The sequence below is a fragment of the Allobosea sp. GW823-FHT02B03 genome (genome assembly GCF_058797755.1).
Map to the genome: position 1 here is coordinate 483,858 of NZ_JBXAJY010000005.1, position 26,286 is coordinate 510,143.

The window sequence follows — 26,286 nt, forward strand, 5'->3', positions numbered from 1 at the left end:
AGCGGTTCCGGGAAGTAGGTTACGGTTGGCTACGTTGGGGGGGATCGTCGGCCGGCTCCGCCGCAGGGGCCGCAGCGTGTTGCCCCGCCTCCCAGGCGGAGAGCTGTGTCCGCACCGGAAAGCCGGCCTGGATGGCGCCGCGGACGAGGATCGCGCGGTCCCTCGCATTGAAGTTCCGCCGGTCGAGCTCGCCGTCGAAGTCGGCAAAGAACCCGGGGCGCAGCTTCAGGAATTCGGCGCGGGCCTGCGCGGCTTCATGGCCCATGCCGCGTCGGGCGAAGATCAGCGCGGCAACGAAATGGTAGATCGAGAAGCGTTGCAGATTGGCCCGCTTGATCAGGTCGACGGCGCGCGCATCCTCGCCCTGCATATAGGCGGCGAGGGCGAGAAGCCCGGTATAGTAGCTGGAATGGCCGGGGTTTTTGGCCATTGCCTCCTCGATCAGGCTGGCGCCGGGCCCCCAGTTGCCGGATTGCGCGACCCAGGCGCCGAACTCGCCGAGCAATTCGGTGTCGTTGGGATTGAGCGCCCGCGCCTGCGCGCCGATGCGCAGCGCCTCGGCAGGCTCGCCGCTGAAGTAGAGCACCGTCATCAGCGCCTGAAGCGCCCGGACATTCTCGGGCGCGAGCCTGGCGGCGCGTTCGGCGGCGGCCCGCGCCCGCACGATTGGCGTCGGTGGACCGGCGCGGCGGTTCAGCTTGAACCGTTCCTCGTCGAGATAGAGATAGGACAGCATCGCCCAGCTGGTCGCATGCTGCGGATAGCGCTCCGTGACCTGCTCCAGGCACTCGCGCGCCTGCGCATGCTCGCTGGCGTCGATCACGGTACGGTAATGGTAGAAGCGGTAGGAGCAATCCTGCGGCAGGCTCGCCAGTCCGAGCTTTCCCGGCCGCACAAGCGGCGGATTGGTGAAGATCACCCCATAGGGTTGCGCGACAGCCGTCGCGACGTTCGCGGCGATCGTCGTTTCGATATCGACGATCGGCTTGTCGCGCGGATCGGCATCATAGGTCCCGGCCCACAGGACGATCGCGCTTTCACCGTCGAGCACGCGAGCGGATATCCGCAACTTGCCATCGGACAGGCGGATGCCGCCCTCCAGCACGTAGCGGCTGCCGGAAGGGCGCGGGACTTCGACGGTCGCTGCCCCGGCGGTCGGGCCCGGAGGCTCACGCGCCAGGACCGTCAGCTCCTTGAAACGGGTGAGTTGCGCCAGCAATTCCTCGGTGAGCCCGGCGGCGTAGTAGTTGACCTCTGGCTGGCCCGAGAGATTGGCGAAGGGCTTCAGCGACAGCGAGGGCGCTTCGGGGGCGGACAGCGCCCTCGCGGAGGTCACAGGCTGTGGCGGGGTCGCAAGCCAGGCGAGGTAACCTGCTGCGAGCATTGTCAGCGCGAGCAGCGAGCCCACGAGCCAGGGCGGGCTCTGCCTGGTGGAAGCGGCGGTGTCGCTGCCATGCCGGTCGACGCGCAGCGGCGCAGCGGACTGGGCGTCATCCCCATGATCCTGCCGCCATTGGAAATGGGGCACATAGGCGCCCTTGGGGATCTCGATCAGGACAGGGGCGGAATTGCCCGCCAGCAGGTAGTAGCGCTCCAGCGCACGCCGCAGGCGCCCTGCTTCGATGCGCACGACCGGATCGTTCTGGATGTCGAAATTGGCATCCCGGCCGAAGACCTCGACCGCCACCGAATAGGCCTTGATCCGGTCCGCCCGGCCCGCAAGCGTCTCGTTGACCACATAGACCAGGAACTGGCGGACCCGGGCCGGCACGTTGAACTCGGCACTGGCGAGAATACGGTCGAGCTGCGCACGGACTTCCTGCTCCGGCGGGTGCGGCCCGGACGGAGCAGCACTGTCGTCATCACAGTTCCTGGGCCGATGCTGCTCCACGGAATAGGCTCCCCCGAGCCGGACATCCCGATAGTAAAGGCAAGGCGAGGCGGTACTTCTGTGTAACCTCTCGTTATTTACTCCCAACTCGGCGGACGGGCCACATAATTATGGCCTTTCGCGGGGGGCTCGATCCTATGGATACGGGCGTTCTGGCTGCCATCAGGCGCTTGCCGAAACACAAAAAGGTGATCGAGGAGCTTGTCCTGGGCAGCGAGAGCTTCCGCAATATCTGCGGAGACCTCGCCGAGGCCGAACTGGCGCTGCAGCGCTGGGAAGCCTCGGAAGCCCCGGGAGCCGCTGCCCGGCGCGACGAATACAGGCATCTGATCGACGGGCTCGAGGCCGAGCTCCGGCAGGCGATACACGAGCGACAGACCCGGCATTCCGGGCGGCATGGCGGCTAGGGCATCGGACCGAAAGAACAGGTGTGGCTTTCGGACGCATCCGATGCTTCGATGATGGGGATGGGACGCCACTGCGCCTCGATCGGACGCATGGCGCTCAGGAAGCAGACTGGTGTTCCTCAGGGTGGAGAGTTCCGATGTCGAAGCATGCAAGCTGGCTCCTCGCAATCTCGTTGGCTATCGGTGCCGCAGGCTGCGCCACGACCCCAACGGTGACGAGCGAGACCGTGATCGTGGCCGGTGTGGGCGCGGTCGAGGTCGAGCGGATTGATGTCGAGGTCGTCACCATCGATCCCGCGACGCGCATCGTCGTGGTCCGCCAGGGGCAGTATGCGTGGCGGGTGATGGTCCCCGAGATTTTCGGCGATCTTAATGGCGTCCGCCCGGGCGACCGGTTGCAGATCCGGCGCGTCGAGGGTGCGCTGCTCGGCGCCCGGCGCGCGAAGCGGGGCGCCCGGCCTGAGATCGTCTACACCGAGGAGGTCAGCGCGCCGCGCTTCCAGAATCTGCCCGACAGGTTCGTCGAGCGCTCGCTCACTCTGACTGCGAAGTTCGAGCGCTACGATCCTGCCACCGGCATGGTCAGCTATGTCGGTCCCGCGGGGCCTCGCACGCACCGCGTGGTCGATCCGGACATCGCCAAGGATCTGCGGCGCCTGCGGCGCGGCGATATGGTCGACCTCACCTTCGCCGAGGCTATCCACGTCGTGAAGCTCTGACTACGCCGCCCCCGCCACAGGCTGCCCGCGCGGCCGCCTGTGGCGGGACTGGACGCAGGAGTTGAGAACCATGTCGACCGCAGCTTCCAAACCGCAGACGGCTACGCTCGCCGATGAGAGCTTCATGTCCGCCGACGATCTCCGCTCGTATATGGCGGAGCTCGAAATGGCCAAGGCCTCGAAGCTGCTTGGCGCCATGGACAAGGCCGAGCAGGCCCGGCTCAAGCTGGTGGCAGCCTTGAAGGAAGAGATCGCCGTAACCCCGGCGAAGATCGCCGAGATCAAGCAGAGCCTGGCGAACAAGACACGCGCTGCCGCCGAGCGCGGCGAGAAGGAGGTGCTCGTGATGCGCTTCCCGAGCGCGCTCTGCACGGATCGGGGCCGCGCCATCAACAATTCTGAGGCCGATTGGCCGACCACGCTGACGGGGCGGCCGCGCCAGGCCTACGAGTTCTGGAAGGAACATCTGCAGCCGGCGAAGTACAAGCTGCGCGCCATGATCGTCGAATGGCCGGGGGGCCTGCCGGGCGATGTCGCATTCTTCCTGAGCTGGTCCTAGCGACCGGAGGACGACGATGAAGGCGGATCCGAACAAGCCCATGGCACGGAAGCAGTATGAGCGCGAACTGCGCGAGCTGCACGGCGAGCTGGTCAAGCTCCAGGAATGGGCGAAACATGCCGGCGGCAAGGTCTGCATCGTCTTCGAGGGGCGCGACGGCGCCGGCAAGGGCGGGGTGATCAAGGCGATCACCGAGCGGGTCAGCCCGCGCGTCTTCCGTGTCGTCGCGCTGCCGCCGCCGACCGAGCGCGAGCGCTCGCAGATGTACGTTCAGCGCTATGTGCCGCATCTGCCCGCCGCAGGCGAGATCGTGATCTTCGACCGCAGCTGGTACAATCGTGCGGGGGTCGAGCGGGTCATGGGTTTCTGCACGGAAGAGCAGGCCAAGAGCTTCCTGCAGATCGTTCCCAGCGTCGAGAAGGCTATCGTCGATTCCGGCGCCATCCTGCTGAAATACTGGCTCGAGGTCGGTCAGGAGGAGCAGACGCGCCGCATGGAGGAGCGCATCAACGACCCCAGAAAGATTTGGAAGCTTTCGCCGATGGATCTCAAGTCGTATTCGCGCTGGTACGAATACTCGCGCGCCAGGGACGAGATGTTCCGTGCGAGCGATACGGCCTGGGCGCCCTGGTACGCCGTTCACTCCGACGATAAGCGTAAGGCGAGGCTGGCCATCATCTCGCACATATTGAGTTCTGTTCCTTACGAGGACTTGCCGCGCGAAAAGATCAAGCTACCGAAGCGACAGAAGCCGCATGGCTACGAGGAGGTCAACTTCGCCCGCAACTGGATAGGCTAGATCAAAATCCGCCTGCGAACTCCGGACGGAGGGGCGTCCGGTCGATCGCGTTGATTCAATCTGGCCGAATTCGGCTCTAAGCTATTGATAGAGAACGCGCGATCCGACTAGCTTGTATTGCAGGCTGGTCGCGGCGTGCTCTTGATCTGGAGTGTTCTTATGGCCGCTGGCCTTCACCCCTTGGCGCCGCATCATCTGCCGGGTTTCATCACCGCGCCTGGCGAAACGGATACGCTGCTGGTCGTAACCGGCATCATCCTCCTGGCGGCGGTGCTCGGCGTCGGCCTGATCTTCCTGCGCCTGCATACGCTGCCCGAGCGCATGGCGCACAAGTCCCAGAAACTCCAGTTCGAGATCGTCGCGGTTCTAGGCCTGTTGGCTCTGTTCACCCATGTGCATCTGTTCTGGGTTGCGGGCCTGCTTCTGGCGCTGATCGATCTTCCGGACTTCACCGGGCTATTCGGGCGGATGGCACATGCGCTCGAGCGCATCGCCGGAGTGAGGTCGCCGGCGAGCGAGACGGAGTTCGACGAAGCGCCGCCGCCCGACACCGCCCATGCCGCAAGCGAGAGCCATGCGCCGATCCGGAAGGAGCCCGGCCATGCTTGAACTGCTGGTCTGCTCGCTCCTCACCATCGTCCCCGATTACCTCTACCGGCGGTTCCGGCAAGGCAAGCGCCTCGGCAAGGAGATCACCTTCTATTCGGTCTGGTTCGAGCTGCGCTGGGGCATCACCACCTGCCTCATGCTGACGATCGCCCTGATCACCGTGATCTTCTACAATCACCCGTCCTCGACCAGCGCTTCGGTGATGTTCCGGACCGTTCCGATCGTTCCCGAGATCAATGGCCGCGTTGCGGAGGTCAATGTCGGCGTCAGCGGCAACGTCACGAAGGGCGATCCGATCTTCCGGCTCGACAGCAGCCGGCAGGAGGCGGCGGTCGCGACCGCCAGGAACAAGATCGCCGAGGTCGAGGCCTCGATTGTCGTCGCCAGGGCCGATCTCCTCACCGATGAGAGCAAGATCCTCGAGGCGAAAAGCGCGCATCAGCAGGCACTCGACGAGCTCGAGACCAAGCAGGAGCTGCGCCGGCGCAATGACGACATCGTCGCGCGGCGTGAGATCGAGCGGCTCGAGAACCTGGTCGCCGGGCGAGAAGCAGCGGTTTCCGCGGCCGTCGCCTCGAAGGCCAGCGCGGAAACGCGGATCTCGACCTTGCTGCCGGCCGAGAAGGCGAGCGCCGAAGCGGCGCTGGCGCAGGCGCAGGCCGATCTCGACCGCACGGTGGTGCGCGCCGGGGTAACCGGCCGCATCGAGCAGTTCACGCTGCGCGTCGGCGACGTCGTCAACCCGCTGCTGCGGCCGGCTGGCGTTCTGATCCCCCAGGAGGCGGGTCGGACGACCCTGCAGGCCGGCTTCTCGCAGCTCGAAGCGCAGGTCATGAAGGTCGGCATGGTCGCGGAAGCGACCTGCCTCTCCAAGCCCTGGGTGATCATCCCGATGGTCGTCACCAACGTGCAGGACTTCATTGCCGCCGGCCAGTTTCGCAGCGGCGAGGTCCTGCTCGACGTCCAGCAGGTTTCGAAGCCGGGGACGCTTCTGGCCTATCTCGAGCCGCTCTATGCCGACGGACTCGACGGCGTCACCCCGGGCAGCACCTGCATCGCCAATGCCTATTCCAGCAATCACGAGCTGATCGCGTCCGGGAAGCTCTCAACCGGGCGCAAGATCATGCTCCACGGGGTCGACGCGGTCGGGCTGGTGCACGCGCTGCTGCTGCGTATCCAGGCGCTGGTCCTGCCGATCCAGACGCTGGTCTTCAGCGGGCATTGAGACGGGCGACGGATTCGCGCCTCACCAAGGCGCCGACCCGTCTCTCCCAGCCATTGCGGCGCTCGCCCTCGACGCGGCTGGCCGAGGCATGCGAAACTGGGCTCAGGGAGCGCGGCAGGAGCGCTCCTCTCACATTCTGGCTCGCCGCATGCGTCGTCGCTCCCTTCTGGTTGCCTTGGCAGGGTGCGGGCTCGCGCTCTGCGATCACGCGGTGCGGGCGGCGGCGCCAACCAAGCTGATCGCGGTGATAACCGCGCTGCCGCTCGACCATCCTGTCGTGCGTTCCAGGATGGCCGAGCTTCGCGGCCTGCTGGCCGAGCGTGGCTGGGTCGAAGGCGGCAATCTGCGCGCGATCTGGCGGTTCTCGGGCGCCAGCGAGGGCGATCTGGCACGCGCCGTCGGCCAGACGCTTCAGGACCGGCCCGACGTCATCATCGTCGGTTCCAGCACCGAGGCCGAGGCGGTTCTTGCCGAAACACGGCGGATCCCTGTCCTGTTCAGCACCGCCTCTGATCCTGTCGGAAGCGGCTTCGTGCGCTCGCTCGAGCGCCCCGAAGGCAATGCTACCGGTTTCAGCAACAATGACCCCGCCATGTCGGCCAAATGGCTCGAACTGCTGGGCGAGATCGCCCCGGCGACCCGCCGGATCGGCGTGGTCTTCAACCCGCGCACCACACCGGCCGCCGGCGAGACCTATCTCGCGAGCCTGAACGCCAGCATCTCGGAGCAGGGCTTGGAGCTCGAGACGCTGCCAGTGCCCGAACCAGCCGCGATCGAGCGGTTGCTCGTCGCTTTTGCGGCGCAGGGTCCCGGCAGAGGGTTGGTCTTCCTGCCGGATAGCTTCACCTTTCGCCATGCCGGCCGGTGCACGGCGGCGGCGGCGCGCGGGCGGCTGCCGGCGATCTATCCGTTCGATACCTTCACGCAGCAGGGCGGACTGATGTCCTACACCGGTGCCCGTGAGGGCACCGCCGAACTCATGGCCTCCTATGTCGACCTGATCCTGCGCGGCGCGAATGTCGCGGAGCTGCCGGTGCAGTTCTCCCGCAGCTTCGAGCTTGTCATCAACGAGAAGGCCGCCGCCGCGCTCGGACTTGGCCTGCCGCCTTCGCTGCGGATACGCGCCCAGCGGATTGTTTCGTGACGCGGCACGACGCTGCACCGCGAAACGCCTCTGAGCCGCGTGGCGCGCTCGGTCGGCGGTATGCGCAGTTCATGGCCGTCGCGATCTGCCTTGCGCTCGGCCTCAGCACGGCCGTTTCGACCTATTTCGCCTTCTCGGACCAGAGGGCGCTCGTGGTCCGTGTGCAGCAGGAACAGGCCCGGGCGGCGGCGCAGAGGATCGGTGCTTTCGTGGCCGATATCATGCATCAGCTGGACTGGGCCGCGCAGAGCGGTGCTGCCGACAATTCGGCCGAGGAGCGTCGGCTGGACGGTCTGCGGCTGCTGCGGCAGGTGCCGGCCATCCTCGAACTGCGCCAGATCGATCCGACCGGGCGCGAGCAGCTCGCGCTTTCACGCATCGAGCGCGACCGGATCCGCAGCGGCGTCGACTGGTCGGCGGATCCCGGCTTCAAGACGGCGCTCGCGCAGGGCAGCTTCCATGGCGATGTCCAGTTCCGCCGGGGCTCGGAGCCCTATGTGGTGCTGCTCCGGCGCGGCGAGGCGCCGCCACATTGGGTCGCGCAGGCGACGGTCAACCTCGTCTTCATCCGCGATCTGGTTTCCCGGCTCAAGGTCGGCGAGGCCGGCCGCGCCTATATCGTCACGCAGTCCGGGCGGCTGATCGCCCATCCCGATCTGCGCTTCGTCCTCCGCAACACGAACCTCGCTGACCTCATCGGCGGGCATCAGGCTGCGGGAGAGCCCGGGGCTGGGCTTTCGACGACCGATATCGAGGGGCGCAAGGTGCTGTCGGTCATGGCGGCGGTTCCCGAGCTCGACTGGAATGTGGTGGTCGATCTGCCTGAATGGGAAGCCTTCGCTCCGATCCATGCATCGCTGCTGCGTTCGCTTGTGTTCCTCGCGCTGGCGCTTCTCGCCGCAATCGTCGCCGCAATCGCCTTGAGCCGGAAGCTTGTGGCGCCGATCAGGGCTCTCGGCGACGGCGCGGCTCGGATCGGCCGGGGACAGCTGCACGAGCGGATCGACATCCGCACCGGTGACGAGCTTCAGGAACTCGGCGAGCAGTTCAACCAGATGGCCGAAAGTCTGGAGGAAAGTCGCGCCATGTTGGAGGACAAGGTTGTCGCCCGTACCGCGGCCCTGAAGACGGCGCTGGAGCTGGCCTCCGCGGGACAGAAGGCTGCGGAGGAGGCGACCCGGGCAAAATCCAGGTTCCTGGCGGTGGTCGGCCACGATATCCGCACGCCGCTCTCCGGTATGCTCGGCGTTCTGGATCTGCTCGATCGAAGCCGCCTGAGCCAGCGCGATCGCCGCCTCGTCGCTATGGCCGCCACCTCGGGCGAAGCGCTCGTCGATCTGGCCAATGCGACGCTCGACCTGTCGCGGCTGGAGGCCGGGAGCGAAAGCCTCGACCTGCGCGATTTCGATCTTGGCGCGCTGCTCGAGGCCGTCGATGCCCTGATGCGTCACCCGGCAGAGCAGAAGGGGCTTGCCCTGAAGCTGCGGCGTCCGCCGTCCGATCGTGCCCGTCTTCACGGCGACCCCGGCAAGGTCCAGCGCATCTTGATCAACCTCTTGCGCAACGCGATCAGCTTTACCGAGCGGGGCGAGATCGAGTTCAGCGCCGAGCTGGAGCCTCCGTCGGCCGGCGGCAGCATCTGGTTGACGCTCATGGTCCGCGACACCGGCATCGGCATCGACCGGGCGATGCAGGGTCAGATCTTTCGTGATTTCGTGCAGGTCGACCCGGAGACGGGCCGGCGCAATGGCGGTGTCGGACTGGGCTTGGCGATCTGCAGCAAACTGGCGGAGCTGATGGGCGGCGCGATCTCCGTCGCCAGCACCAAAGGGGAAGGCAGCAGCTTTTCCGTCAGGCTGCCCTTGGCGACGGCCAAGGGAGAACCGCGGCCCCCGGACCGGACGCCGACGCAGATTCAACGCGTCCTCGTGGTCGACGACGACCCGGTGACCCGCGAGGTTGCCCGGGTCATGGTCGGCAAGGCCGGCCACAAGGTGCAGGCTGTGACCTCGGGCGAAGCGGCGCTGGCAAGGCTGCGCAAAGGCGCCATCGACCTCGTGCTGCTCGACATGCACATGGCCGGCATGGACGGCGTCGAGACCGCACTGGCGATGCGGGAATTGCCGGGAGCTTCGCAGCTCCGGATCATCGCGCTGACGGCTGATGTCTCCCCTGAGACGATGCGGCGGATGCGTGCGGCGGCGCTGACGACGATCCTGTCGAAGCCGATCACTTCGGCATCGCTGATGCAGGCCATCGGGCGAGGTGGGGCCCGTCGCAGCGAAGGGCCGTCCGTGGCGCTTTCGGCGGAGCTCCCCGTCGATATCGCCTTCTTTCGCACACAGCGCGGCCTGATCGGCGAGGAGCGTACACGGCAGCTGGTTCTGCTCTTCGCGACCGTGTCGGAGCAGATCATGAAGGACATGCGCACGGCGCTGATGGCTTCGGACAGGGGGGAGCTGCGGCGGCTGGCCCATCAGCTCGCGAGCTCGGCCGGTGCGGTCGGGTTCGGGCGCGTCGTCGTCCTGGCGGGCAGGCTCGAGCGCGAGGCGCTGGTCGTCGAGCCCGACGCGCTGGCACTCGCGGTCGAGCTGCTCGGCCGGGCCCGCAGCGACGCCTTCGAGGCTCTCACTGGTCTCGAAGACGAGGCGCCCGGCCTTCTTGAGGTTCAGATGTCGCGTTCGACCGGCAGCCCGAGCCTGTAGCCGATGCCGGAGACAGTGACGATGATCCCGGGATGGCCGGCATCGCTGAGCTTGCGCCGGAGTCGGGCGACCAGCGCATCGACACTGCGCGCGTCGACATCGGTGTAGCGGTTGCTGACCACCTCGATCAGATAGTCGCGTGTCAGGGCATGCTCGGTGCTCTCGACGAGAGCCGCCAGCAGGTCGAATTCGCCACGGGTCAGGCGGATCGGGTCGCCGGTGAGCGTCGCGAGCTCTCGCCGCAACAGGTCCATGATGAACGGGCCGAAGGTCGCTGTGGTGCTGCGCCGGGCCGTATCACGCTCGATCCTGCGCCGCCGCAGCACCGAGCGGGTACGGGCGAGCAGGTCGCGCAGGTCGACGGGCTTGCTGACATAGTGATCGCCGGCGAGTTCGAGCCCGACGATCCGGTCGATATCGGCATCGCGCTGCGTCACGAAGATGATGCCGGCATCCGAAAAGCTCTGAAGCTCCCTGGCGAGCTCAAAGCCGTCGCCATCGGGCAGCACGACATCGATGAAGATCAGCTCCGGCCTGAAGCTGCGGACGGCCCGTTTCGCCTGGGCGATGGTCTCCGCCTCCTGGATCTGAAAACCCTGGTCGCTGAAATAGCCAGCGATGACCGCACGGGTGACGGGGTCGTCCTCGACGATGACCAGCCGTTCTCCCGATGTCGCGTCCATCTGCCCCGCAATCCCCGGCCGGCGGCCCCCTTCATGGCAGGTCTCGCGCTCCGGCCGGGCGGACGATCCAACAAGGATCGACCGAATTCAAGCGATTGCAGCCGCCATTGTTGACGGCTGTTCACCAGACGGCCGGCTGCGGTGCCGGCTTTAGCAAGGCGTCTCGACGATCCGCAGCTTTGGCCGGCGCAGGCGCTCGCGTCTCAGCGCGGCGATGGTGGCGGCATTCGCGCAATACTGCTGATAGGTCAGCTCCGCTTCGTCGCGGTCGAGCCTTCGGCGGCAATGCTGTGTCATCGTGCAGCTCGCGCAGACGACCGCCATGTCGCGCATCACGGCCGGCTGCAGACGGGAGAGGCGCTCGGCGTCGAACCCGGTGCTGGCGAGAAGCCGCGGCAGCAGCTCGTTCTCGGACGCATCGCGCAAGGCCAGATCGTAGAGATCCGCCTGGCTTACGGCGATGTCGCTGGCCAGTTCGCGCAGGCCATCACGGCCGAGCGCATCGAGTTCGCGGCGCGCGGAATGGCGCTGCCGCCAGCGCTGTGCGAGTTCGGAGAGATGCATGGTTTCCTCCTCCTGGAGACCAGCATCTACCAGGCAGCGGTGCGGAACATTGCTGCAGGTCAAATAATCGGGCGATTGCGCCAGCCAGGCGGCAAACGCCCTCGGGCTCGTGGCTGTGCGAAAAAGAATGGCGCGCGCGGCCTCAATCAGGGCGACCCCGGCCAGCGCGGCAGATGCGGATCGACCCCTGCCAGTTTGCATTCGATCAAAGAAGCGCGCCGCCATGCGGGGTACGAGGTAACCGGGAACAGTCGATTTTCGGAGCTTTCGATGCAGGGCGCGCACTACGCGGACGAGCGGCTTCCGCGCTACACCAGCTATCCGACCGCGCCGCATTTCAATGCCGGCGTCGACGCTGCGACCTATGCCGGCTGGCTGAAGGCGCTGCCGGCGGGGACGACGACCTCGCTCTATCTGCACGTGCCGTTCTGCCGCTCGATGTGCTGGTATTGCGGCTGCCACACCACGGTCGCCCTGCGCGACGGCCCGATCGTCGACTATCTCGCCGTGCTGCGCAGCGAAATTGCTCTGGTCGCGGCGCAGCGTTCAGCCCCGCTCGACATTCGTCACATCCATTTCGGCGGCGGCACGCCGACGATTATCGAGCCGCAGGAATTTGTCGCGCTCGTCGCGCTGCTGCGCCAGCATTTCGCCGTTCATCCGCAGGCCGAGATCGCCGTCGAGATCGACCCGCGCCGGCTCGGCGCCGAGATGACGGCGGCGCTTGCCGCGGCGGGCGTCAACCGTGCCAGCCTCGGCGTGCAGAGCTTCGATCCGGCGGTGCAAAAGGCGATCAACCGCATCCAGAGCGTCGAGCAGACCGCGAGCGTCGTTACCGGCCTGCGTCGCGCCGGCATCGAGGAGGTCAGCTTCGACCTGATCTACGGGCTGCCGAAGCAGACGCTGCAATCCTGCCGCGACACTGTCGAGCAATGCCTCGCCATGCGACCGGACCGGTTCTCGATCTTCGGCTATGCCCATGTCCCGGAATTCAAGAAGCATCAGCGCCGGATCGCGGTCGAAGACCTGCCGGACGGCCAGGCCAGGCATGAGCAGGCCGAGGCGATGGCCCAGCAGCTCGTCGCTGCCGGCTATGTCCGCATCGGGCTCGACCATTTCGCGCGGCCGACCGATGCGATGGCGCAGGCCCTGGCGCAGGGCCGGCTGCATCGCAATTTCCAGGGCTACACCACCGATCGTTGCGAGGCGCTGATCGGCTTCGGCGCCTCGGCGATCGGGCGACTGCCGCAGGGCTTCGTCCAGAACGAGGTGGTGATCGGGCGCTATGCCGAGCGCGTCGCCGATGGCGCGCTGCCGACCGGCAAGGGCTATCGGCTGACCGCCGAGGACCGGCTGCGGGCGGCCTTGATCGAGCGGGTGATGTGCGATCTGGCCGTCGATATCGACGCCGTCTGCGATCAGCACCCGGTCGACCGCGGGGTCCTGGCTCCGTCGCTCGCCAAGCTCGAGGACCTGTCGCGCGATGGCCTGATCCGCTTCGATGGCAGCCGGGTGCTCTTGCCCGAGGACGCGCGCCTGTTCGTGCGCAAGGTCGCCTCGGCCTTCGACGCGCATCTCGACCAATCGCAGCGCCAGTTCAGCCGCGCGGTCTGAGCTGCCGGGAGCATGCCGCGCTTGCTCGGAACCACTTCGTCATCCCGGACAAGCCGCGCAGCGGCGCCGCTCCGGGATCCATCATAGGGTTCGGTACCCTGCGATGGATCCCAGCGCTCCGCTTCGCTGCGGCCGGGATGACGGAGACGCGTGCACAATCGGCGAAGCTAGTCGTTGATCGTGACGGGCACGCCTGTTTCCATCTCTCCCTGCCAGGCGAGGGGCGCGATCTCGTCGAGCCCGAGGCCGAGCAGGCCGATGGCGCGCAAGGCGATCTGGTCGATGATCGCGGCGATGTCCGGCGGCCGCAGATAGAAGGCCGGGACCGGCGGCGCGACGATGGCGCCATATTCGGTGACCTGCGCCATCGCCCGCAGATGGCCGAGATGCAGAGGGCTCTCGCGGGCGATCAGGACCAGCCGGCGGCGCTCCTTGAGCTGCACATCGGCGGCGCGCACCAGCAAATTGCCGAGCTGGCCATAGGCGATGGCGCAGAGCGTATGCATCGAGCAGGGTGCGACGATCATCCCCGCCACCGGGAAGGACCCGCTCGCGATCGAGGCGCCGATATCGCAATGGTCGTGATGGACATTGGCGAGGGCGAGCGCCCGTGCCAGGGCGTCGGGACCGACCTCGGCGGCAAGCGTGCGCTCCGCCGCGCGCGAGACCACGAGATGGGTTTCGACCCGGCCGGAGGCTGCGAGCCGCTCGAGCACGCGCAGCCCGATCGCCGCGCCGGATGCGCCGCTCAGCCCGACGATGACCCGCAGCGGGCGGCTCGAAACGGTGGGGGCCCCCGGAAAGACGGCGGCGGGCGGAAGCTGATTCATGATGCGGTTCCGGGGGGCGTTGCAAGGCCGAGCGAGGGCCAGAGCGCGTCGATGCGGGCGCTGACTTCAGGATCCATCGCCATCGGGGCGCCCCATTCGCGTTCGGTCTCGGGCGGCAGCTTGTTGGTGGCGTCGATGCCGAGCTTGCCGCCGAGGCCGGGCTTGGGAGAGGCGAAGTCGAGATAGTCGATCGGCGTGTCGGCGATCGTCACGAGGTCGCGGCTGGCGTCCGAGCGGGTCGCGACAGCCCACATCACCTGCGCCCAGTCGCGCGGGTTGATGTCGGCGTCGACCACGATGATCAGCTTGGTGTAGCTGAACTGCGGCAGCATAGACCACAGGCCGAGCATCAGCCGGCGCGCCTGGCCGGGGTAGCGCTTGGCGATGGCGACGACCGCGATCCGGTAGGAGCAGGCTTCAGGCGGCAGCCAGAAATCGACCACCTCCGGAAATTGCCGCTGAAGCAAAGGCAGGAACAGCGTGTTCAGCGCCTCGCCGATGCGAGAAGGTTCGTCGGGCGCGCGTCCGGTGAAGGTCGAAAGATAGAGCGGCGCACGGCGCATCGTCACCGCGGTGACCCGCATCACCGGGAAGGGCTCGACCGCGTTGTAGTAGCCGGTATGGTCGCCGAACGGGCCTTCCAGAGCGGTTTCGTCTGGCGAGACCAGCCCCTCGATGACGATCTCGGCCGCGGCCGGCACGGCAAGCGGCACGCTGACGCAATTCGTGAGGGCCGGCCGCTCGCCGCGCAGCAGGCCGGAAAAGCGCATCTCCGAAACGGTTTCCGGCAGCGGCAGCACGGCCGACAGGATCGTCGCCGGGTCGGCGCCGATCACCACGGCGACCGGCATGTCGCGGCCAAGCCGTCGCCATTGCGCGTGATGGCGGGCGCCGCCGCGATGGGCGAGCCAGCGCAGGATGGCGCGGTCCTTTCCCAGCACCTGCATGCGGTAGACGCCGAGATTGCACTCGTCCTCGGGCGTCGGCTCCGGCGGCGCGGTGATGACCAGCGGCCAGGTGATCAGTGGCGCCGGTTCGCCCGGCCAGCAGGTCTGAACGGGCAGGGCCGTCAGGTCGATGTCGTAGCCGCGAAACACCTGCTCCTGCACGGGCGCCCGGTTCTCGCCGCGCGGGCGCATTGAGAGTGCCGCGCGCGCCAGCGGCAGCGCCTTCCAGGCTTCGGCGAGGCCGCGGGGTGGACGCGGCTCGCGCAGCTCGGCGAGGGTTCGCCCGAGGGCAGGCAACTGTCCGGGCGTGCGGCCGAGCCCCCAGGCGACGCGCTCGACCGTGCCGAACAGATTGGTCAGCAGCGGGATCGGCGAGACCGTGCCGTCCGGCCGTACGGGACGCTCGAACAGCAGCGCCGGTCCTTCCTGCGCGATGACGCGGCGATGGATCTCGGTGATCTCGTGCACGACGCTGACCGGCTCGGCGATCCGCCGCAGCTGACCGGCGTCGTCGAGATGGGCGAGGAAGGCGCTGAGGTCGCGAAAGCGGGGCAGTTCACGGATCGGCAAGGGCAGGGGCTCCGGTTGCCGCACCATGCTCCCGCGCATTCCTCCTCGTCTTTGCGGTGGCGCAACGACCGGACGGGTCTTTGCCGCGATCTTGCGGGCAGGAGGAGATCGATGCCGAACAGCGCGACGCCGAATGCAGCACCACCTGGACCTCTGGTCCTGCCGCCCTGGCTCACCCACGCCATGGCACCGCTGCCGCTTGGGCCGCTGCAGCCGCTGCTGGCCTTGACGCTGTCGCGCATCGGTCGCCTCCACCCCGATCTTTACGGCCGCCTCGGCGAGCACGCCGAGAAGCGCTTCGGCATCGAGCCGACCGACCTGCCCTTCGCCTTCGTGCTGGAGCCGCGGCCGGAACGCCCGCAGGCGCGTGCCGTCCGCCGGCTACCGCCCGGGCTCGACGTGCGCATTCGCGGTCCGCTGTCCGGGCTGATCGGCATGGCCGAGGGCCGACTCGACGGCGATGCGCTGTTCTTCTCGCGGACGCTGTCGATCGAGGGCGACATGGAGGCGACGCTCGCTCTGCGCAACGCGCTCGACGACGCCCGGCTCGATTTCGGCACGCTCCTGCTCGGCTGCCTCGGCCCCCTCGGGATCCGCGCCGCCGCGTTCCTGCGCCGGCAGACCGGACAGGCCCGGCCTGCGCAGGCCGCACCCGGAGGCTCGTCTTGGAACTGATCTGCCCTGCCGGCACGCCGGCGAGCCTCGAGGCGGCCGTGGAGGCCGGCGCCGATGCGGTCTATTGCGGCTTCCGCGACGAGACCAATGCCCGCAACTTCCCCGGCCTGAATTTCTCGCGGGACGAATTGCGACGGGGCATCGCCTTCGCGCATCGCCACGGCGTCAAGGTGCTGGTCGCGATCAACACCTTCGCGCGGGCCGGGGCCTTCCAGCTCTGGCAGTCGGCGATCGACGATGCGGTCGCGGCCGGCGCCGACGCGCTGATCCTTGCCGATCTCGCGACGCTCGCCTATGCCGCGCGCCGCCATCCCGGCCAGCGCCTGCATGTCTCGGTGCAGGCGGCCGCGGCCAATCCCGACGCGATCCGCTTCTATGTCGAGCGTTTCGGGGCGCAGCGCGTGGTGCTGCCGCGCGTGCTCGGCGTGATGGAGATCGCCTCGATCGTCCGCGAGACGAGCTGCGAGACCGAGGTTTTCGTCTTCGGCGGCCTCTGCGTGATGGAGGAGGGGCGTTGCTCGCTCTCTTCCTACGCCACCGGAAAATCCCCGAACATGCAGGGCGTCTGCTCGCCGGCCGGCGATGTCGCCTATGCGCAGCAGGGTGGACGCATCGTCTCCAAGCTCGGCGGCTTCACCATCAACAGCTTCGAGAAGGACGAGCCCGCCGGCTACCCGACCCTGTGCAAGGGCCGCTTCGTCACGCCCAAGAGTACCGGTTACATTTTCGAGGAACCGGTCAGCCTCGACGCCGGCGTGCTGCTGCCGGCGCTGCGCGATGCCGGCGTGACGGCCTTCAAGATCGAGGGCCGCCAGCGCGGCCGGGCCTATATCGCCGGCGTCGTCCGCTCCTTCCGCGGCATTCTCGCTGCCATCGACCAGGGGCGCAGCGCGCCAATGACGGGGCTCGTCGCCATGTCCGAGGGGCAGGCCAACACGGTCGGCGCCTATCGCAAGGCCTGGCGCTAGCCGCTACTCGCGTATCAAGGAAATTGCCGATGCAATTAACCCTCGGCCCCGTGCTCTACCACTGGTCACCCGAGCGCTGGCGCGACTTCTATTATCGCATCGCCGACGAGGCGCCGGTCGAAACCGTGGTGGTCGGCGAGGTCGTCTGCTCCAAGCGGGCGCCGTTCAAGCAGGATCTTCTCCCCGACGTAATCGAGCGGCTCGAGGCGGCGGGCAAGCAGGTCCTGCCCGCCTCGCTCATACTGGTCTCGCTGCCGCGCGAGCGCCGCCAGAGCCGCGAGCTGATGCAGGCCGAGGACACCATGGTCGAGATCAACGACCTGACCTGTCTCGCCTCGCTGAACGGCCGGCCCTTCGCCGTCGGTCCGTTCGTCAACGTGTATAATGAAGGCGCGGCGAGCTTCCTGGCCGAGTGCGGCGCGAGCCGGATCTGCCTGCCGCCGGAATTGCCGCTGCCGGCCGTCGCGACGATCGCCGCCGCCCTGCCACAGCTGGCGATCGAGGTCTTCGCCTTCGGCAAGGTCCCGCTGGCGATCTCGGCACGCTGCTACCATGCCCGCGCCCACAAGCTGACCAAGGATAATTGCCGCTTCGTCTGCGAGCTCGATCCGGACGGCATGCCGGTCAAGACGCTCGACGGCGCCGGATTCCTGTCGGTGAACGGGGTGCAGACGCTCTCGCATGGCTGCGCCAGCCTGCTGCACGACATTCCGGCATTGCGCGAGGCCGGCGTCGCCTCGCTGCGGCTCTCGCCGCAGAGCTGCGACATGGCGGCGGTCGCCAAGCTGTTCCGCGATGTCGCCGACGGGCGTCTCGACGCCGAGGAGGGCGAGCAGCGGCTCGGCGAGCTTTATCCCGAGGTGCCGTTCGCCAACGGCTTCCTGCATGCGGTCCCCGGGCATCTTCGGGTCGGAGCGGGCGTCTGAACCGCCAGCGAGTGCGGAAATGGAGGCGGGCATGAACGGCGGCCAAGGCGGAGTACCGCGTCCCGGCTCCGAGCCGGCCAGCCGGGCGACCCCGGCGAGCGAGCTGATCGGCCGGTTGCGCCGGGTCCTGCGGCCGGAGGATCTCGACTGCGCCTGCCGCGAGCGGCTCGACGGCGCGCTCGAGCGGTTCGACCAGCTCGAACGCCGGCGCGAATCCCGCCGGCAGCTCGCCAAGGCGCGCGACCATAAGGAGCGGATCGCCGCGCTGCTCGGCTTCCTTTCGGATCTCGACTCGCTGACCGAGGCCGAAAGCGACCGCAGCGTCTTCGAGGAGATGGCGCTGCTCTTCGCCGAAATCGGCCGCAGCGCCCAGGCGGGCGCGGCAGCGCTGCGCGAGCTTTAGATCGCGCTTCAGGTTTCCTCTCCAAGGGATTCCACGACTGCGAGATTCCGGCTGTCCTCGCACGGGATGGCCGGCGCGTCGGCGGATTCCGGGGAGGCCACGGCCAATCTTCCCGATGTTTGACTTTTCGCAAAGTCGCGTGCGCTGCCGCAGCTAATGTTGCGGTGCAGCGAGGGGCTGACGAACCCGCTGCGCTGAAGGAGAGAAAAGATGTTCAAGATGATTCTGGCCGGCGCATTGATGACCCTGGCTGCCGCCGGCGCGAATGCGGCGGAAGTCGAGGTCAAGATGCTCAACAAGGGCGCCGCCGGGGCCATGGTGTTCGAGCCGGCGCTGATCAAGATCGCGCCCGGCGACACGGTGAAATTCCTGCCGACCGACAAGAGCCACAATGCCGAGAGCATCCCCGAGATGATGCCGGCTGGCGCCACGCCCTTCATCGGCAAGCTGAACGAGCAGGTCGACATCACCTTCAAGGAGCCCGGCGTCTACGGCATCAAGTGCAAGCCGCATTACAGCATGGGCATGGTCGCGCTCGTCGTGGTCGGCGACCCGACCAATCTCGATGCGGCTGCGGCGGCCAAGCATCCGGGCAAGGCCAAGACGACCTTTGCCGATCTGGTGGCCAAGGCGAAGTGAGCCGGCCGCGCACGAGCGCGACCGCCCATCATCAAGCGTCTGGACAAGGAGGCGCGGCTGGCCGGCCGCGCCTATTGCCGTCGGGAGAACCATCATGGCGCCCATTCCGCGACTGCGCTCCTATGAGGGGCCGGCACTGCTCTCTTACGGCTTCCGGCCGTTCTTCCTGCTCGCGGCGCTGCAGGCCGGGCTGACGATCCTGGTCTGGCTGCCTTTCGTCACCGGGCATCTCGCCATTCCAACGGCCTTCGGGCCCATCGACTGGCATATCCATGAAATGCTGTTCGGCTATCAGGCCGCGGCGATCGGTGGCTTCCTCCTGACCGCGATCCCGAACTGGACCGGCCGGCTCCCCGTTCAGGGAAGGCCGCTGCTCGTCCTCGTCCTCGCCTGGGTCGCCGGGCGCATCGCCGTCTCGGCCTCGGCCTTTATCGGCTGGCGCCTCGCCATGGCGGTCGACGCGCTTTTCCTGCTGCTGCTCGCCGCCGCGGCGGCGCGCGAGATCCTCGCCGGCCGCAACTGGCGCAATCTCAAGGTCGTCGTGCTGGTCGGGCTCTTGCTCGCCGCCAATCTCGCCTTCCATCTCGAGGCCGGACTGACCGGGGGCGCCGAAGTATCCCGTCGGCTCGCCATCGCGGTCGTGCTGATGCTGGTCGTGCTGATCGCCGGGCGGATCGTGCCGAGCTTCACGCGCAACTGGCTGGCGCCGCGGGGCGAGGGTCGCCTGCCCGTGCCCTTCGCTGGCTTCGACAAGTTCGTGCTGGCCGCCAGCGCCATTGCGCTGGCGCTCTGGATCGCGTCGCCGGACGGTCCGGCTAGCGGCCTGGCGCTCGGGCTCGCGGCCTTGCTCAATCTCGTCCGGCTGGCGCGTTGGGCCGGCGACCGCTGCTGGCGCAATCCGCTGCTGATCATCCTCCATGTCGGCTATCTCTTCGTGCCGGTCGGCTTCGCCCTGACGGCGGCCGCGAGCTTCGGCCTGGTCGGCACCGGCGCCGGTCTCCACGCCTGGACGGCCGGCGCCTTCGGCACGATGACGCTCGCCGTGATGTCGCGGGCGAGCCTCGGCCATACCGGCCGGCCGCTCGTCGCGACTGCAGCGACCCAGGCTTGCTATGTGCTGGTCGTCATCGGCACGGTCGCCAGGATCTGCTCGGCGCTCGGCCATGGCCCAGCCGCGCTGCTGCATGTCGCTGCGCTGTCCTGGTCGCTGGCCTTCCTGGTCTTCGCGCTGGCCTATTGGCAGGTGCTGACCGGCGCCCGCCAGGGCCCGAAGGCGCCGTCCGTCGCACAGCAGGCTTGAGATTTAGGCGCTCGCGAACAGCGCGCCGCTCCGGCGGTGCGCTATTCCGCGTTCTCGGCCAGACAGGTGAGGGCGGCCGCGTCGCAGACCACCAGCCTCTGCCGCCCGCCCTCGACCAGTCCTTGCGTCTCCCAGGCGCTGAGAATGCGCGAGACGGTGTGCAGCGTCGTGCCGGTCATCTCGGCGATGTCGCGGCGCGAGATCGGGAAGTCGACGCGCATCCCGGTCTCGACCCGCATGCCGGCCTGCTCGACCAGCCGCAGCACGGCATGGGCGACGCGGCGCTCGACCTCTTCCGTCGACATTTCGCGGATGCGGGTATGGGCCTCGTCCAGGCGCTGGCCGATGGTACGGATCGCGCTCATCGCGAGCTGCGGATTGTTCTCGACGAAGCCGTCCCAGGATTCGGTCGGCCAGCTCGCGACCAGGCTGTCGACCGCTGCGGTCGCCGTTCCCGGATAGTCGGGGCGGCCGAGCGCCCGGGTGAAGCCGAACAGGTCGCCGGGATGGACGACGCGCACGATGATCTGCTGGCCGTCGCGCGTCACCTGGGTGACCTTCAGCCGGCCGTGCAGCAGGAGATAGAAGGCCTTGGCCGGGTCGCCCTGCTCGAAGACCGCATCGCCCTGCGGGACACGGCGCGCATTCGCCTGCGCCGTCATGCGGTCGAGCTGTTCGTCGCCCATCGTCGCAAACAGCGGAATGCTGCGCAGGACGCTGCGGTCCATTCCCACAGTATCGTCTTTCCTTTTGGCGGACCGGAGACCTCGCCCGCGACGAAGCCCCCGGACCCGGTCGGCGCCGGATTTGAGCGCAACCATCGGCAGCATTCAAGCCCGCGCGCTAGGCGGCAAGGGCGATCCGCAGGCCCGCCAGTGCGCACAGCACGGCCGCGTAGCCGATCAGCGCGCCGGCGAGCGCCCGGCTCTCCTGCTGCAGCCGCATGAAGCCGATCACGAGGAGCGCCGCCTTGATCAGGCTCAAGGCGGCGATGGCGAAACCGCGCGGCACCTGTGGAAGCAGCATGCTGGCGATGAGGCCGAGCGCGGTCGCCAGAAGCAGGGCGCCGAGCACGAGGGGCAGCGGGAGTTCGCGGAGGGAGGACATCTCAACCCAGATAGATGACGGGCAGGATCAGGAGCCAGACGAGGTCGATCGCGTGCCAGATGGCGGCGATCGTCCCGGTCCGGCGCGGCGTCGGCCGCCAGGCGATGGCGAGCATGATCAGTGCGACGAAGGCCACATGGGCGAGATGGAAGCCGGTGATCAGGAAATAGAGCTCGACGAGGCGGCTCTCCACGCCGGTGATGGTGGGGATCTCGTGGCTATAGGCGACGAGCTTGAGCGCGACGAAGCCGAGGCCGCCGAGCGCGGCAGCGACCAGGTTCCAGCGCAGCGACGGGCCGACGGCGGCGCGGGCGGCGAAGAAGCCGCTGGTCAGCAGCACCGCCGTGGCGGCGCCGGCGAGCGGCAGGTCGAGCGCGCCGTGGAGTCCTGCGAGGGCCGGCGGGTCGATGAGCCCGAGAATCAGGAAGGCGATCAGAAACGCGCCGAAGACGGCGAACTCGCTCCAGATCAGGATCCAGAGCAGCAGTTCCATGCCGCCTTCATTGGTCGACTGGTCCGCTGCGAAGCGGGCCGGCGGAGTGTGTGCGTTCATGCGGGGAGCAGCCGGCGCAGCCCGGCGGGAACCCGGTCCTGCCACCGCTGCTCCTTGACCAGGCGGAAGCCGAGATTGTCGGGCGGGGTGCCGACCGAGCAGCCGCCGCTCTTGGGATTGCGGATGAACGAGGTCATCACGGCGCGGTGCTGGCCTTCGACCACATAGGCCCCGCAATTCCTGGTCTCGCCGGTCATGCGGCCGGAGGCGTCCAGCGTGACGCGGCGCAGGCAGCTCTGGGTCCATTCCCAGACATTGCCGGCCATGTCGTGGATGCCGTGTTCATTGGCGCCGAAGCTGCCGACCGGGCGCGGCACGGCGTCGCTCGCCGCCTTGCGGGCCGCCTCGCGGTCGTAGTCGGCGAGCCAGCGCCGGGCGGGGTTGGTGTTCTCCGGATCGAAGCCGCGCGCATCGTCGATGAAGCGCGTGCCGGCGGCGTGCGCCCATTCCCCGTCGGTCGGCAGGCGCCAGGTCATCCCGGTCTCGTGCGACAGCCAGCTGGCGTAGTCGGTGGCGTCGGCATGGCTGACGCCGGTCGCCGGCAGGTCGCCGCGAGCGGCGATGTTGTCCTGCCGCTTGCAGGCACCGGCCGCGACGCAGCGTGTGTAGTCGGCCACCGTGACCTGGTAGCGCATCATCACCAGCGGCTTGTCGATCTGGACGGCGACGCGCGGCGCGTCGACCGGCCGTCCGGCACGCAGATATTCGCCGTCGAGCCGGTGGGTCATCGTCCCCGGCGGCACGATTGCGGTCTGCGGCAACGGCACCAGCGACGGCGCGGTGCGTGGCTGGACCGCGAACAGAAGGGTGGCTGCGCCAGCCATGAACAGGAACCCGAGCGAGGTCGTCAGCGCGGGAAGTCCCATACGCAGCGTCGTGCCCATCATCGTCTCCTGTCGCGAAAGGAATAGGCCTCCCCGCCGGAGCGGGGAGGCGGTGGCCGGTCAGATGCCGGCGGGCGCTACGACCTGCTTCATCAGGTCGTCATTCCACTCACCTTCGACCTTGAAGTGTCCGGCGGCGCCGAGCTCGAAGGCTTCGATCAGGTTGTGGTTGACGTAGGCGTAGATGCCCGGCTGCAGGAAGGTGTAGAGCGCCGCTCCCGCGCAGCCGCCGGGGATGAACCAGGTCTCGAGGTCCCGCTCCGGCGGGTTGCGGAACTTGCCGGTCGCCCAGACATAGTCGCCATGGCCGCCGATCAGATGCGGGCGGGTGTCGCGATTGGCCTGCGAATGGACGATCAGCACGGTCTCGCCAACCTTGGCGGTGAGCGCTGCCTTGCCGGTCAGGGCACCGACCTTGCCGTTGAAGACGACATGGGTCGGGGTCAGGGTGCGCATCGCCTTGACGACGTCGTCATGCGACTCGCCGACGCTGGCATAGCGCTTGAAGTTGCCCTTCTCGTCGCGCGGCACATAGAAGTCCTGCTCGCCGACATAGTAGACCTTGTCGTACTTCAGCGCCTTGCCCTGATGGTCCTTCAGCCCGTCGCGCGGCAGCACCATGATGGCGCCGTTCATGCCGGCGGTGACGTGCCAGGGCACCATGCCCGGAGGGGCGCAGTGGTAGACGAAGACGCCCGGCCGGGTGGCCTTCCAGCGCAGCACGACCTTCTCGCCCGGGTTGACCTCGGTCAGCCCGCCGCCGCCGAGCGCACCTGTCGACGAATGGAAGTCGATATTGTGCATCAGCTCGTTGGTTTCGGCGTTGATCAACGTCAGCTCGACATAGTCGCCCTCATGCACGACCATCAGCGGGCCGGGTACGGTGCCGTTGAAGGTGAATGCGAAGGTCTCGGTGCCGGCGTCGTCGAGGACGATCTTCTTCTCGTGGATCGTCATCTCGAACGCGACGAGCTTGGGGCCGCCGGTGGCGATCTGCTCATGCGCATGGACGAACGGAGGATCGACCAGCTTCGGCTTGACGCGCGGCAGCTTGGCGACGTCCGTGGCGCTCGCCTTGGTCATCACGCCCTGGGCCTGCGCCGGCGCGGAAGTCGCCGCCTGGACGATCGCCCCGGTGGCAGCTGCTCCCGCCAGAATGCTGCGGCGGGTCAGTTTGAGCTCTTCGCCCATGGCTTGTCTCCTTGCAACGACCGGACATCGACCGGTCATGAAGACTTTAGGGCCAGGGCAGAATCGCTCTTTGTTGCAGCACAACATTTTTGACGATCATGCGCCGGGCGCATGATCGTCGGCGTCATTCGGCGGCGATCATCGCCGGTTCCCAGGCGGGCTCGTAGGTCAGCGTCACCGCGACCGAAGTCACCCCGCTTATGGCGCCGGCCGCCGCGGCGACGGCCTCCCGCAGGAAGCCGGCGAGCGGGCAGCCCCGGGTCGTCGTCGTCATGGTGATGGTGACCGCCCCGTCGGGTGCTGCGGCGATGGCATAGATCAGGCCGAGATCGACGACGCTGCGGCCCATTTCAGGGTCGAGCACGTCGCGCAGGGCGATCTCGACCAGACGTTCCAGCCGGGCGCTCATCAGTGCGCGCTCCCGCCGCCATGGCGGACCAGCAGGCGATAGGTCGCGCCCGCTTCGTCGAAATTGCCGGCCCATTCGTGCTGGCGCTTCGCCAGCTCCGGGAACAGGAACACCGGCTCGCGCGCCAGCAGGGCGAACAGCACGTCGCCGGCCTGCAGATCCTCCAGCGCTTCCAGGATCCGGACCATCGGCTCCGGCGGATCGAGGTCGCGCAGGTCGAGCTCCTCGATCGGTGCTCCCCAGGATACGGCCGATGGGCTACTGCCGATGGCGAGGCCGGCCGTGTCGTCCTGCTCCGCTGCAACCGGCGAGAAGGTGATCTCCCAGTCGCCATTGCCGATGGCGCGGTCGCTCGCGGCGAAGCCGCGATTGGCCATCACCGAAAACAGCGGCACCGGCCTGAACGGCGCGATCAGGCGCAGCGACTGGCCGGGAGCCAGCGTGCTGACGGCGTCCATGATCGCCTGGAACGGCTCCTCGCCGGCCCGCAGGGCCGGCCTCACGTCAAGCTCGCGGGCTTGCAGCGGTTCGGTTGTCGACATGGGGTTGTCTCCTTTCCTCGGCGCGTGCCAGCAGCAGCCGCGGATATTCATGAAAGGGCGGCCGCTGCTCGGCCTTGATTTCGGACAAGCGCCGCACCCTCGCCAGCTCGCCGGCGATACCGGCGCTCCCGATCAGGGCCGGCAGCATGGCATATCGGAAGGCCGTGGCGAGCCCGGCGGCGAGTGCGACGGTCCCGAGCGCGACGCCGGCATAGTAGAGAATGAACCACAGGCCGGTGCGAGGCATGGCGACGAGGTCGCCGACCCGCGGCGCCGGCCCACGCCCGAGCCGCGGCGCATAGGTCTCGAGCCAGGTCATGAAGGAGACGATCTTGATGAGCTGCGCCAGCGTCAGCCCGCCGAGCCAGCCGAAGGCAAGGAGGAAGGTGAGGGACGCCAGCCAGGCGTCGGGTGCACCGGCGGCGGTCGCGACTGGCAGCAGTGGCAGCCCGAAGCCGAGCGCGGCGAAGGCCGGAATGCTCGCCAGCATATTGATCTCGAGCGCTTTCCGCCGGCGCGCGCGATAGAGGGCGAGGATGTCGCGGCCGTAGAGGCCGCCGGCGAGCGCCAGCGCCGCGAGCGGCGCCGCGGCGAAGCCGGCCTCGATCCCGAAACCCGCGAGCGGGGCGAGCAAGCCCGCGAGCGCGAGGCCGAGGCCGAGGCTGCCGAAGACCAGCACGAGGCGGACCTGCCCGGCCGGCGGCTCCGGCGCCATCATGAACATGACGAGGAGCCGGTAGCTGACGCCGAAGGCGATCAGGCCGAGCCAGCCGCCGAAGCCGAGCAGGGCATGGAAGGGCAGGCCGTCCGGCAGGAGCGCGATCTCCCCAAGCCAGTCGCCGCTGCCGGAGAGGATCGCGGCGAAGGTCGCGCCGCTCACAACGGTGGCGATCAGGCAGGCGAGGCCAATCAGGACGAAGCGTGCGAACAGCGTCACCGGCCTTGCGCTCAGCAAGGTCGCGACGAGCATCAGCCCGAGCATCAGGAAGCCGCCGAGCAGCGCCAGGGCGGCCAGCGGCATCAGCGCCGACGGCCAGTCGGCCCAGCCGGCCAGGGTGGCGAAACCGGCACAGAGCAAGAGCAATCCGGAGAGGATCGCGAGCAGCGCCGGCAGGGCGAGCCCGGGAAAGGCGAGGGGGCGCGCGACCAGCACGGGCACGAACTGGAGCAGCGCCCCCGCCATGGCGAGGCTGAGCCAGCCGATCGCCACGACATGGACGACCACGAGGGTCGCGGGCTCGAGGAGCCCGGCGCCGGGATAACCGACGCCGGCAACGGTGAGAACCTCAGCCGCCAGCAGGAAGGCCAGTGCGGCCGCGAAATAGCTCATCGTCCAGCGGGACAGAGACGCCATCGGCATGGCCGGGTCTCCCGAGCGGGGGCTGGAGCATCGGACCGGAAAGTGCTTTCGGCTTTCCGGCGG

28 protein-coding genes are annotated in these 26,286 nt (G+C 68.1%); 15 read left to right on the plus strand and 13 right to left on the minus strand.

The window, feature by feature from the left end; translation table 11 throughout:
* Positions 1-19: 19 nt before the first annotated feature.
* On the minus strand, positions 20-1,891 hold the full coding sequence (locus AC1REK_RS19370; protein ID WP_492268796.1) for an adenylate cyclase: 1,872 nt from the start codon (positions 1,889-1,891) through the stop codon (positions 20-22).
* Between the two features lie 188 nt (positions 1,892-2,079).
* On the opposite strand from AC1REK_RS19370, the gene AC1REK_RS19375 reads away from it, so the two are divergent.
* The 8 genes from AC1REK_RS19375 (at position 2,080) to AC1REK_RS19410 (ending at position 10,058) form a co-directional block, all read left to right on the plus strand.
* Positions 2,080-2,298 (plus strand): hypothetical protein, encoded by a 219-nt coding sequence (locus AC1REK_RS19375; RefSeq protein ID WP_327523575.1) that lies wholly within the window; start codon positions 2,080-2,082, stop codon positions 2,296-2,298.
* A 137-nt stretch (positions 2,299-2,435) separates the two neighbouring features.
* The gene (locus AC1REK_RS19380) at positions 2,436-3,017 is read left to right on the plus strand and encodes a hypothetical protein (RefSeq protein WP_327523574.1); all 582 of its coding nucleotides are present in this window, start codon (positions 2,436-2,438) and stop codon (positions 3,015-3,017) included.
* Between the two features lie 70 nt (positions 3,018-3,087).
* A complete protein-coding gene (locus AC1REK_RS19385) occupies positions 3,088-3,576 on the plus strand; it encodes a hypothetical protein (protein WP_327523573.1) in 489 nt (162 codons plus the stop codon).
* 40 nt (positions 3,577-3,616) lie between these two features.
* Positions 3,617-4,375: a polyphosphate kinase 2 gene (ppk2, locus tag AC1REK_RS19390; RefSeq protein WP_492268795.1), complete on the plus strand. Its 759-nt coding sequence runs from the start codon at positions 3,617-3,619 to the stop codon at positions 4,373-4,375.
* A gap of 159 nt (positions 4,376-4,534) precedes the next feature.
* The gene (locus AC1REK_RS19395; protein WP_327523571.1) at positions 4,535-4,984 is read left to right on the plus strand and encodes a hypothetical protein; all 450 of its coding nucleotides are present in this window, start codon (positions 4,535-4,537) and stop codon (positions 4,982-4,984) included.
* A complete protein-coding gene (locus AC1REK_RS19400) occupies positions 4,977-6,209 on the plus strand; it encodes an HlyD family secretion protein (protein WP_327523570.1) in 1,233 nt (410 codons plus the stop codon). Before AC1REK_RS19395 ends, AC1REK_RS19400 begins: the two co-directional genes overlap by 8 nt.
* 148 nt (positions 6,210-6,357) lie before the next feature.
* Positions 6,358-7,353: an ABC transporter substrate-binding protein gene (locus AC1REK_RS19405; protein WP_492268794.1), complete on the plus strand. Its 996-nt coding sequence runs from the start codon at positions 6,358-6,360 to the stop codon at positions 7,351-7,353.
* 71 nt (positions 7,354-7,424) lie between these two features.
* Positions 7,425-10,058, plus strand: a complete 2,634-nt coding sequence (locus AC1REK_RS19410) for an ATP-binding protein (RefSeq protein WP_492268793.1) — start codon at positions 7,425-7,427, stop codon at positions 10,056-10,058.
* On the opposite strand, the gene AC1REK_RS19415 is transcribed toward AC1REK_RS19410, so the two are convergent.
* Both AC1REK_RS19415 and AC1REK_RS19420 read right to left on the minus strand, forming a co-directional pair.
* On the minus strand, positions 10,022-10,741 hold the full coding sequence (locus tag AC1REK_RS19415; RefSeq protein ID WP_492268792.1) for a response regulator: 720 nt from the start codon (positions 10,739-10,741) through the stop codon (positions 10,022-10,024). The two genes, AC1REK_RS19410 and AC1REK_RS19415, sit on opposite strands and share 37 nt — an antisense overlap.
* 150 nt (positions 10,742-10,891) lie before the next feature.
* Complete coding sequence (locus tag AC1REK_RS19420) at positions 10,892-11,530, minus strand: DUF6455 family protein (protein WP_492268791.1); 639 nt, start codon at positions 11,528-11,530, stop codon at positions 10,892-10,894.
* Positions 11,531-11,575: 45 nt separating this feature from the next.
* Here AC1REK_RS19420 and hemN point away from each other — a divergent pair, with 45 nt between their 5' ends.
* The gene (gene hemN, locus AC1REK_RS19425) at positions 11,576-12,919 is read left to right on the plus strand and encodes an oxygen-independent coproporphyrinogen III oxidase (protein WP_492268790.1); all 1,344 of its coding nucleotides are present in this window, start codon (positions 11,576-11,578) and stop codon (positions 12,917-12,919) included.
* Positions 12,920-13,086: 167 nt separating this feature from the next.
* On the opposite strand, the gene AC1REK_RS19430 is transcribed toward hemN, so the two are convergent.
* Entirely contained in the window at positions 13,087-13,749 is a 663-nt protein-coding gene (locus AC1REK_RS19430) for a UbiX family flavin prenyltransferase (protein WP_327523565.1), read from the minus strand.
* A complete protein-coding gene (locus tag AC1REK_RS19435) occupies positions 13,746-15,293 on the minus strand; it encodes a UbiD family decarboxylase (RefSeq protein ID WP_327523564.1) in 1,548 nt (515 codons plus the stop codon). Before AC1REK_RS19435 ends, AC1REK_RS19430 begins: the two co-directional genes overlap by 4 nt.
* A gap of 84 nt (positions 15,294-15,377) precedes the next feature.
* On the opposite strand from AC1REK_RS19435, the gene ubiT reads away from it, so the two are divergent.
* The 6 genes from ubiT (at position 15,378) to AC1REK_RS19465 (ending at position 20,177) form a co-directional block, all read left to right on the plus strand.
* Complete coding sequence (gene ubiT, locus AC1REK_RS19440) at positions 15,378-15,941, plus strand: ubiquinone anaerobic biosynthesis accessory factor UbiT (protein ID WP_492268789.1); 564 nt, start codon at positions 15,378-15,380, stop codon at positions 15,939-15,941.
* On the plus strand, positions 15,932-16,909 hold the full coding sequence (gene ubiU, locus AC1REK_RS19445; RefSeq protein WP_492268788.1) for a ubiquinone anaerobic biosynthesis protein UbiU: 978 nt from the start codon (positions 15,932-15,934) through the stop codon (positions 16,907-16,909). Before ubiT ends, ubiU begins: the two co-directional genes overlap by 10 nt.
* A gap of 29 nt (positions 16,910-16,938) precedes the next feature.
* On the plus strand, positions 16,939-17,835 hold the full coding sequence (gene ubiV / locus AC1REK_RS19450; RefSeq protein WP_492268787.1) for a ubiquinone anaerobic biosynthesis protein UbiV: 897 nt from the start codon (positions 16,939-16,941) through the stop codon (positions 17,833-17,835).
* A 31-nt stretch (positions 17,836-17,866) separates the two neighbouring features.
* Entirely contained in the window at positions 17,867-18,238 is a 372-nt protein-coding gene (locus tag AC1REK_RS19455) for a hypothetical protein (protein ID WP_492268786.1), read from the plus strand.
* Positions 18,239-18,448: 210 nt separating this feature from the next.
* Complete coding sequence (locus tag AC1REK_RS19460; RefSeq protein ID WP_316018093.1) at positions 18,449-18,877, plus strand: pseudoazurin; 429 nt, start codon at positions 18,449-18,451, stop codon at positions 18,875-18,877.
* A gap of 94 nt (positions 18,878-18,971) precedes the next feature.
* Positions 18,972-20,177 (plus strand): NnrS family protein, encoded by a 1,206-nt coding sequence (locus AC1REK_RS19465; RefSeq protein WP_492268785.1) that lies wholly within the window; start codon positions 18,972-18,974, stop codon positions 20,175-20,177.
* Between the two features lie 41 nt (positions 20,178-20,218).
* Here the strand turns inward: AC1REK_RS19465 and AC1REK_RS19470 are convergent, their stop codons facing one another.
* The 8 genes from AC1REK_RS19470 to AC1REK_RS19505 all read right to left on the minus strand — a co-directional run bounded on the left by AC1REK_RS19470 (position 20,219) and on the right by AC1REK_RS19505 (position 26,223).
* Complete coding sequence (locus AC1REK_RS19470; protein WP_492268784.1) at positions 20,219-20,911, minus strand: Crp/Fnr family transcriptional regulator; 693 nt, start codon at positions 20,909-20,911, stop codon at positions 20,219-20,221.
* 109 nt (positions 20,912-21,020) lie between these two features.
* Entirely contained in the window at positions 21,021-21,284 is a 264-nt protein-coding gene (locus tag AC1REK_RS19475) for a hypothetical protein (protein ID WP_316018090.1), read from the minus strand.
* Between the two features lies 1 nt (position 21,285).
* Positions 21,286-21,837, minus strand: coding sequence for a cytochrome c oxidase subunit 3 family protein (locus AC1REK_RS19480; protein WP_492268783.1), 552 nt, complete (start codon positions 21,835-21,837; stop codon positions 21,286-21,288).
* Positions 21,834-22,721 (minus strand): SUMF1/EgtB/PvdO family nonheme iron enzyme, encoded by an 888-nt coding sequence (locus tag AC1REK_RS19485; RefSeq protein WP_492268782.1) that lies wholly within the window; start codon positions 22,719-22,721, stop codon positions 21,834-21,836. The genes AC1REK_RS19480 and AC1REK_RS19485 overlap by 4 nt, the downstream gene beginning before the upstream one ends.
* A 60-nt stretch (positions 22,722-22,781) precedes the next feature.
* Entirely contained in the window at positions 22,782-23,912 is a 1,131-nt protein-coding gene (gene nirK, locus AC1REK_RS19490) for a copper-containing nitrite reductase (protein ID WP_316018087.1), read from the minus strand.
* 124 nt (positions 23,913-24,036) lie between these two features.
* A complete protein-coding gene (locus AC1REK_RS19495) occupies positions 24,037-24,321 on the minus strand; it encodes a metal-sulfur cluster assembly factor (RefSeq protein WP_390893303.1) in 285 nt (94 codons plus the stop codon).
* Entirely contained in the window at positions 24,321-24,863 is a 543-nt protein-coding gene (locus AC1REK_RS19500) for a DUF2249 domain-containing protein (RefSeq protein WP_327523555.1), read from the minus strand. Before AC1REK_RS19500 ends, AC1REK_RS19495 begins: the two co-directional genes overlap by 1 nt.
* The gene (locus AC1REK_RS19505; protein ID WP_327523554.1) at positions 24,826-26,223 is read right to left on the minus strand and encodes a hypothetical protein; all 1,398 of its coding nucleotides are present in this window, start codon (positions 26,221-26,223) and stop codon (positions 24,826-24,828) included. Before AC1REK_RS19505 ends, AC1REK_RS19500 begins: the two co-directional genes overlap by 38 nt.
* Between the last annotated feature and the right edge of the window lie 63 nt (positions 26,224-26,286).

Coding starts and splice junctions, on each gene's coding strand:
- AC1REK_RS19410 (WP_492268793.1), top strand. CDS start 7,425: ATGGCCGTCGCGATCTGCCTTGCGCTCGGCCTCAGCACGGCCGTTTCG.
- AC1REK_RS19465 (WP_492268785.1), top strand. CDS start 18,972: ATGGCGCCCATTCCGCGACTGCGCTCCTATGAGGGGCCGGCACTGCTC.
- nirK (WP_316018087.1), bottom strand. CDS start 23,912: ATGGGCGAAGAGCTCAAACTGACCCGCCGCAGCATTCTGGCGGGAGCA.
- hemN (WP_492268790.1), top strand. CDS start 11,576: ATGCAGGGCGCGCACTACGCGGACGAGCGGCTTCCGCGCTACACCAGC.
- AC1REK_RS19420 (WP_492268791.1), bottom strand. CDS start 11,530: ATGGCGGCGCGCTTCTTTGATCGAATGCAAACTGGCAGGGGTCGATCC.
- AC1REK_RS19430 (WP_327523565.1), bottom strand. CDS start 13,749: ATGAATCAGCTTCCGCCCGCCGCCGTCTTTCCGGGGGCCCCCACCGTT.
- AC1REK_RS19415 (WP_492268792.1), bottom strand. CDS start 10,741: ATGGACGCGACATCGGGAGAACGGCTGGTCATCGTCGAGGACGACCCC.
- ppk2 (WP_492268795.1), top strand. CDS start 3,617: ATGGCACGGAAGCAGTATGAGCGCGAACTGCGCGAGCTGCACGGCGAG.
- ubiT (WP_492268789.1), top strand. CDS start 15,378: ATGCCGAACAGCGCGACGCCGAATGCAGCACCACCTGGACCTCTGGTC.
- AC1REK_RS19500 (WP_327523555.1), bottom strand. CDS start 24,863: ATGTCGACAACCGAACCGCTGCAAGCCCGCGAGCTTGACGTGAGGCCG.
- AC1REK_RS19475 (WP_316018090.1), bottom strand. CDS start 21,284: ATGTCCTCCCTCCGCGAACTCCCGCTGCCCCTCGTGCTCGGCGCCCTG.
- AC1REK_RS19505 (WP_327523554.1), bottom strand. CDS start 26,223: ATGCCGATGGCGTCTCTGTCCCGCTGGACGATGAGCTATTTCGCGGCC.
- AC1REK_RS19400 (WP_327523570.1), top strand. CDS start 4,977: ATGCTTGAACTGCTGGTCTGCTCGCTCCTCACCATCGTCCCCGATTAC.
- AC1REK_RS19435 (WP_327523564.1), bottom strand. CDS start 15,293: ATGGTGCGGCAACCGGAGCCCCTGCCCTTGCCGATCCGTGAACTGCCC.
- AC1REK_RS19485 (WP_492268782.1), bottom strand. CDS start 22,721: ATGGGCACGACGCTGCGTATGGGACTTCCCGCGCTGACGACCTCGCTC.
- AC1REK_RS19380 (WP_327523574.1), top strand. CDS start 2,436: ATGTCGAAGCATGCAAGCTGGCTCCTCGCAATCTCGTTGGCTATCGGT.
- AC1REK_RS19385 (WP_327523573.1), top strand. CDS start 3,088: ATGTCGACCGCAGCTTCCAAACCGCAGACGGCTACGCTCGCCGATGAG.
- AC1REK_RS19455 (WP_492268786.1), top strand. CDS start 17,867: ATGAACGGCGGCCAAGGCGGAGTACCGCGTCCCGGCTCCGAGCCGGCC.
- ubiV (WP_492268787.1), top strand. CDS start 16,939: ATGCAATTAACCCTCGGCCCCGTGCTCTACCACTGGTCACCCGAGCGC.
- AC1REK_RS19460 (WP_316018093.1), top strand. CDS start 18,449: ATGTTCAAGATGATTCTGGCCGGCGCATTGATGACCCTGGCTGCCGCC.
- AC1REK_RS19495 (WP_390893303.1), bottom strand. CDS start 24,321: ATGAGCGCCCGGCTGGAACGTCTGGTCGAGATCGCCCTGCGCGACGTG.
- AC1REK_RS19480 (WP_492268783.1), bottom strand. CDS start 21,837: ATGAACGCACACACTCCGCCGGCCCGCTTCGCAGCGGACCAGTCGACC.
- AC1REK_RS19395 (WP_327523571.1), top strand. CDS start 4,535: ATGGCCGCTGGCCTTCACCCCTTGGCGCCGCATCATCTGCCGGGTTTC.
- AC1REK_RS19405 (WP_492268794.1), top strand. CDS start 6,358: ATGCGTCGTCGCTCCCTTCTGGTTGCCTTGGCAGGGTGCGGGCTCGCG.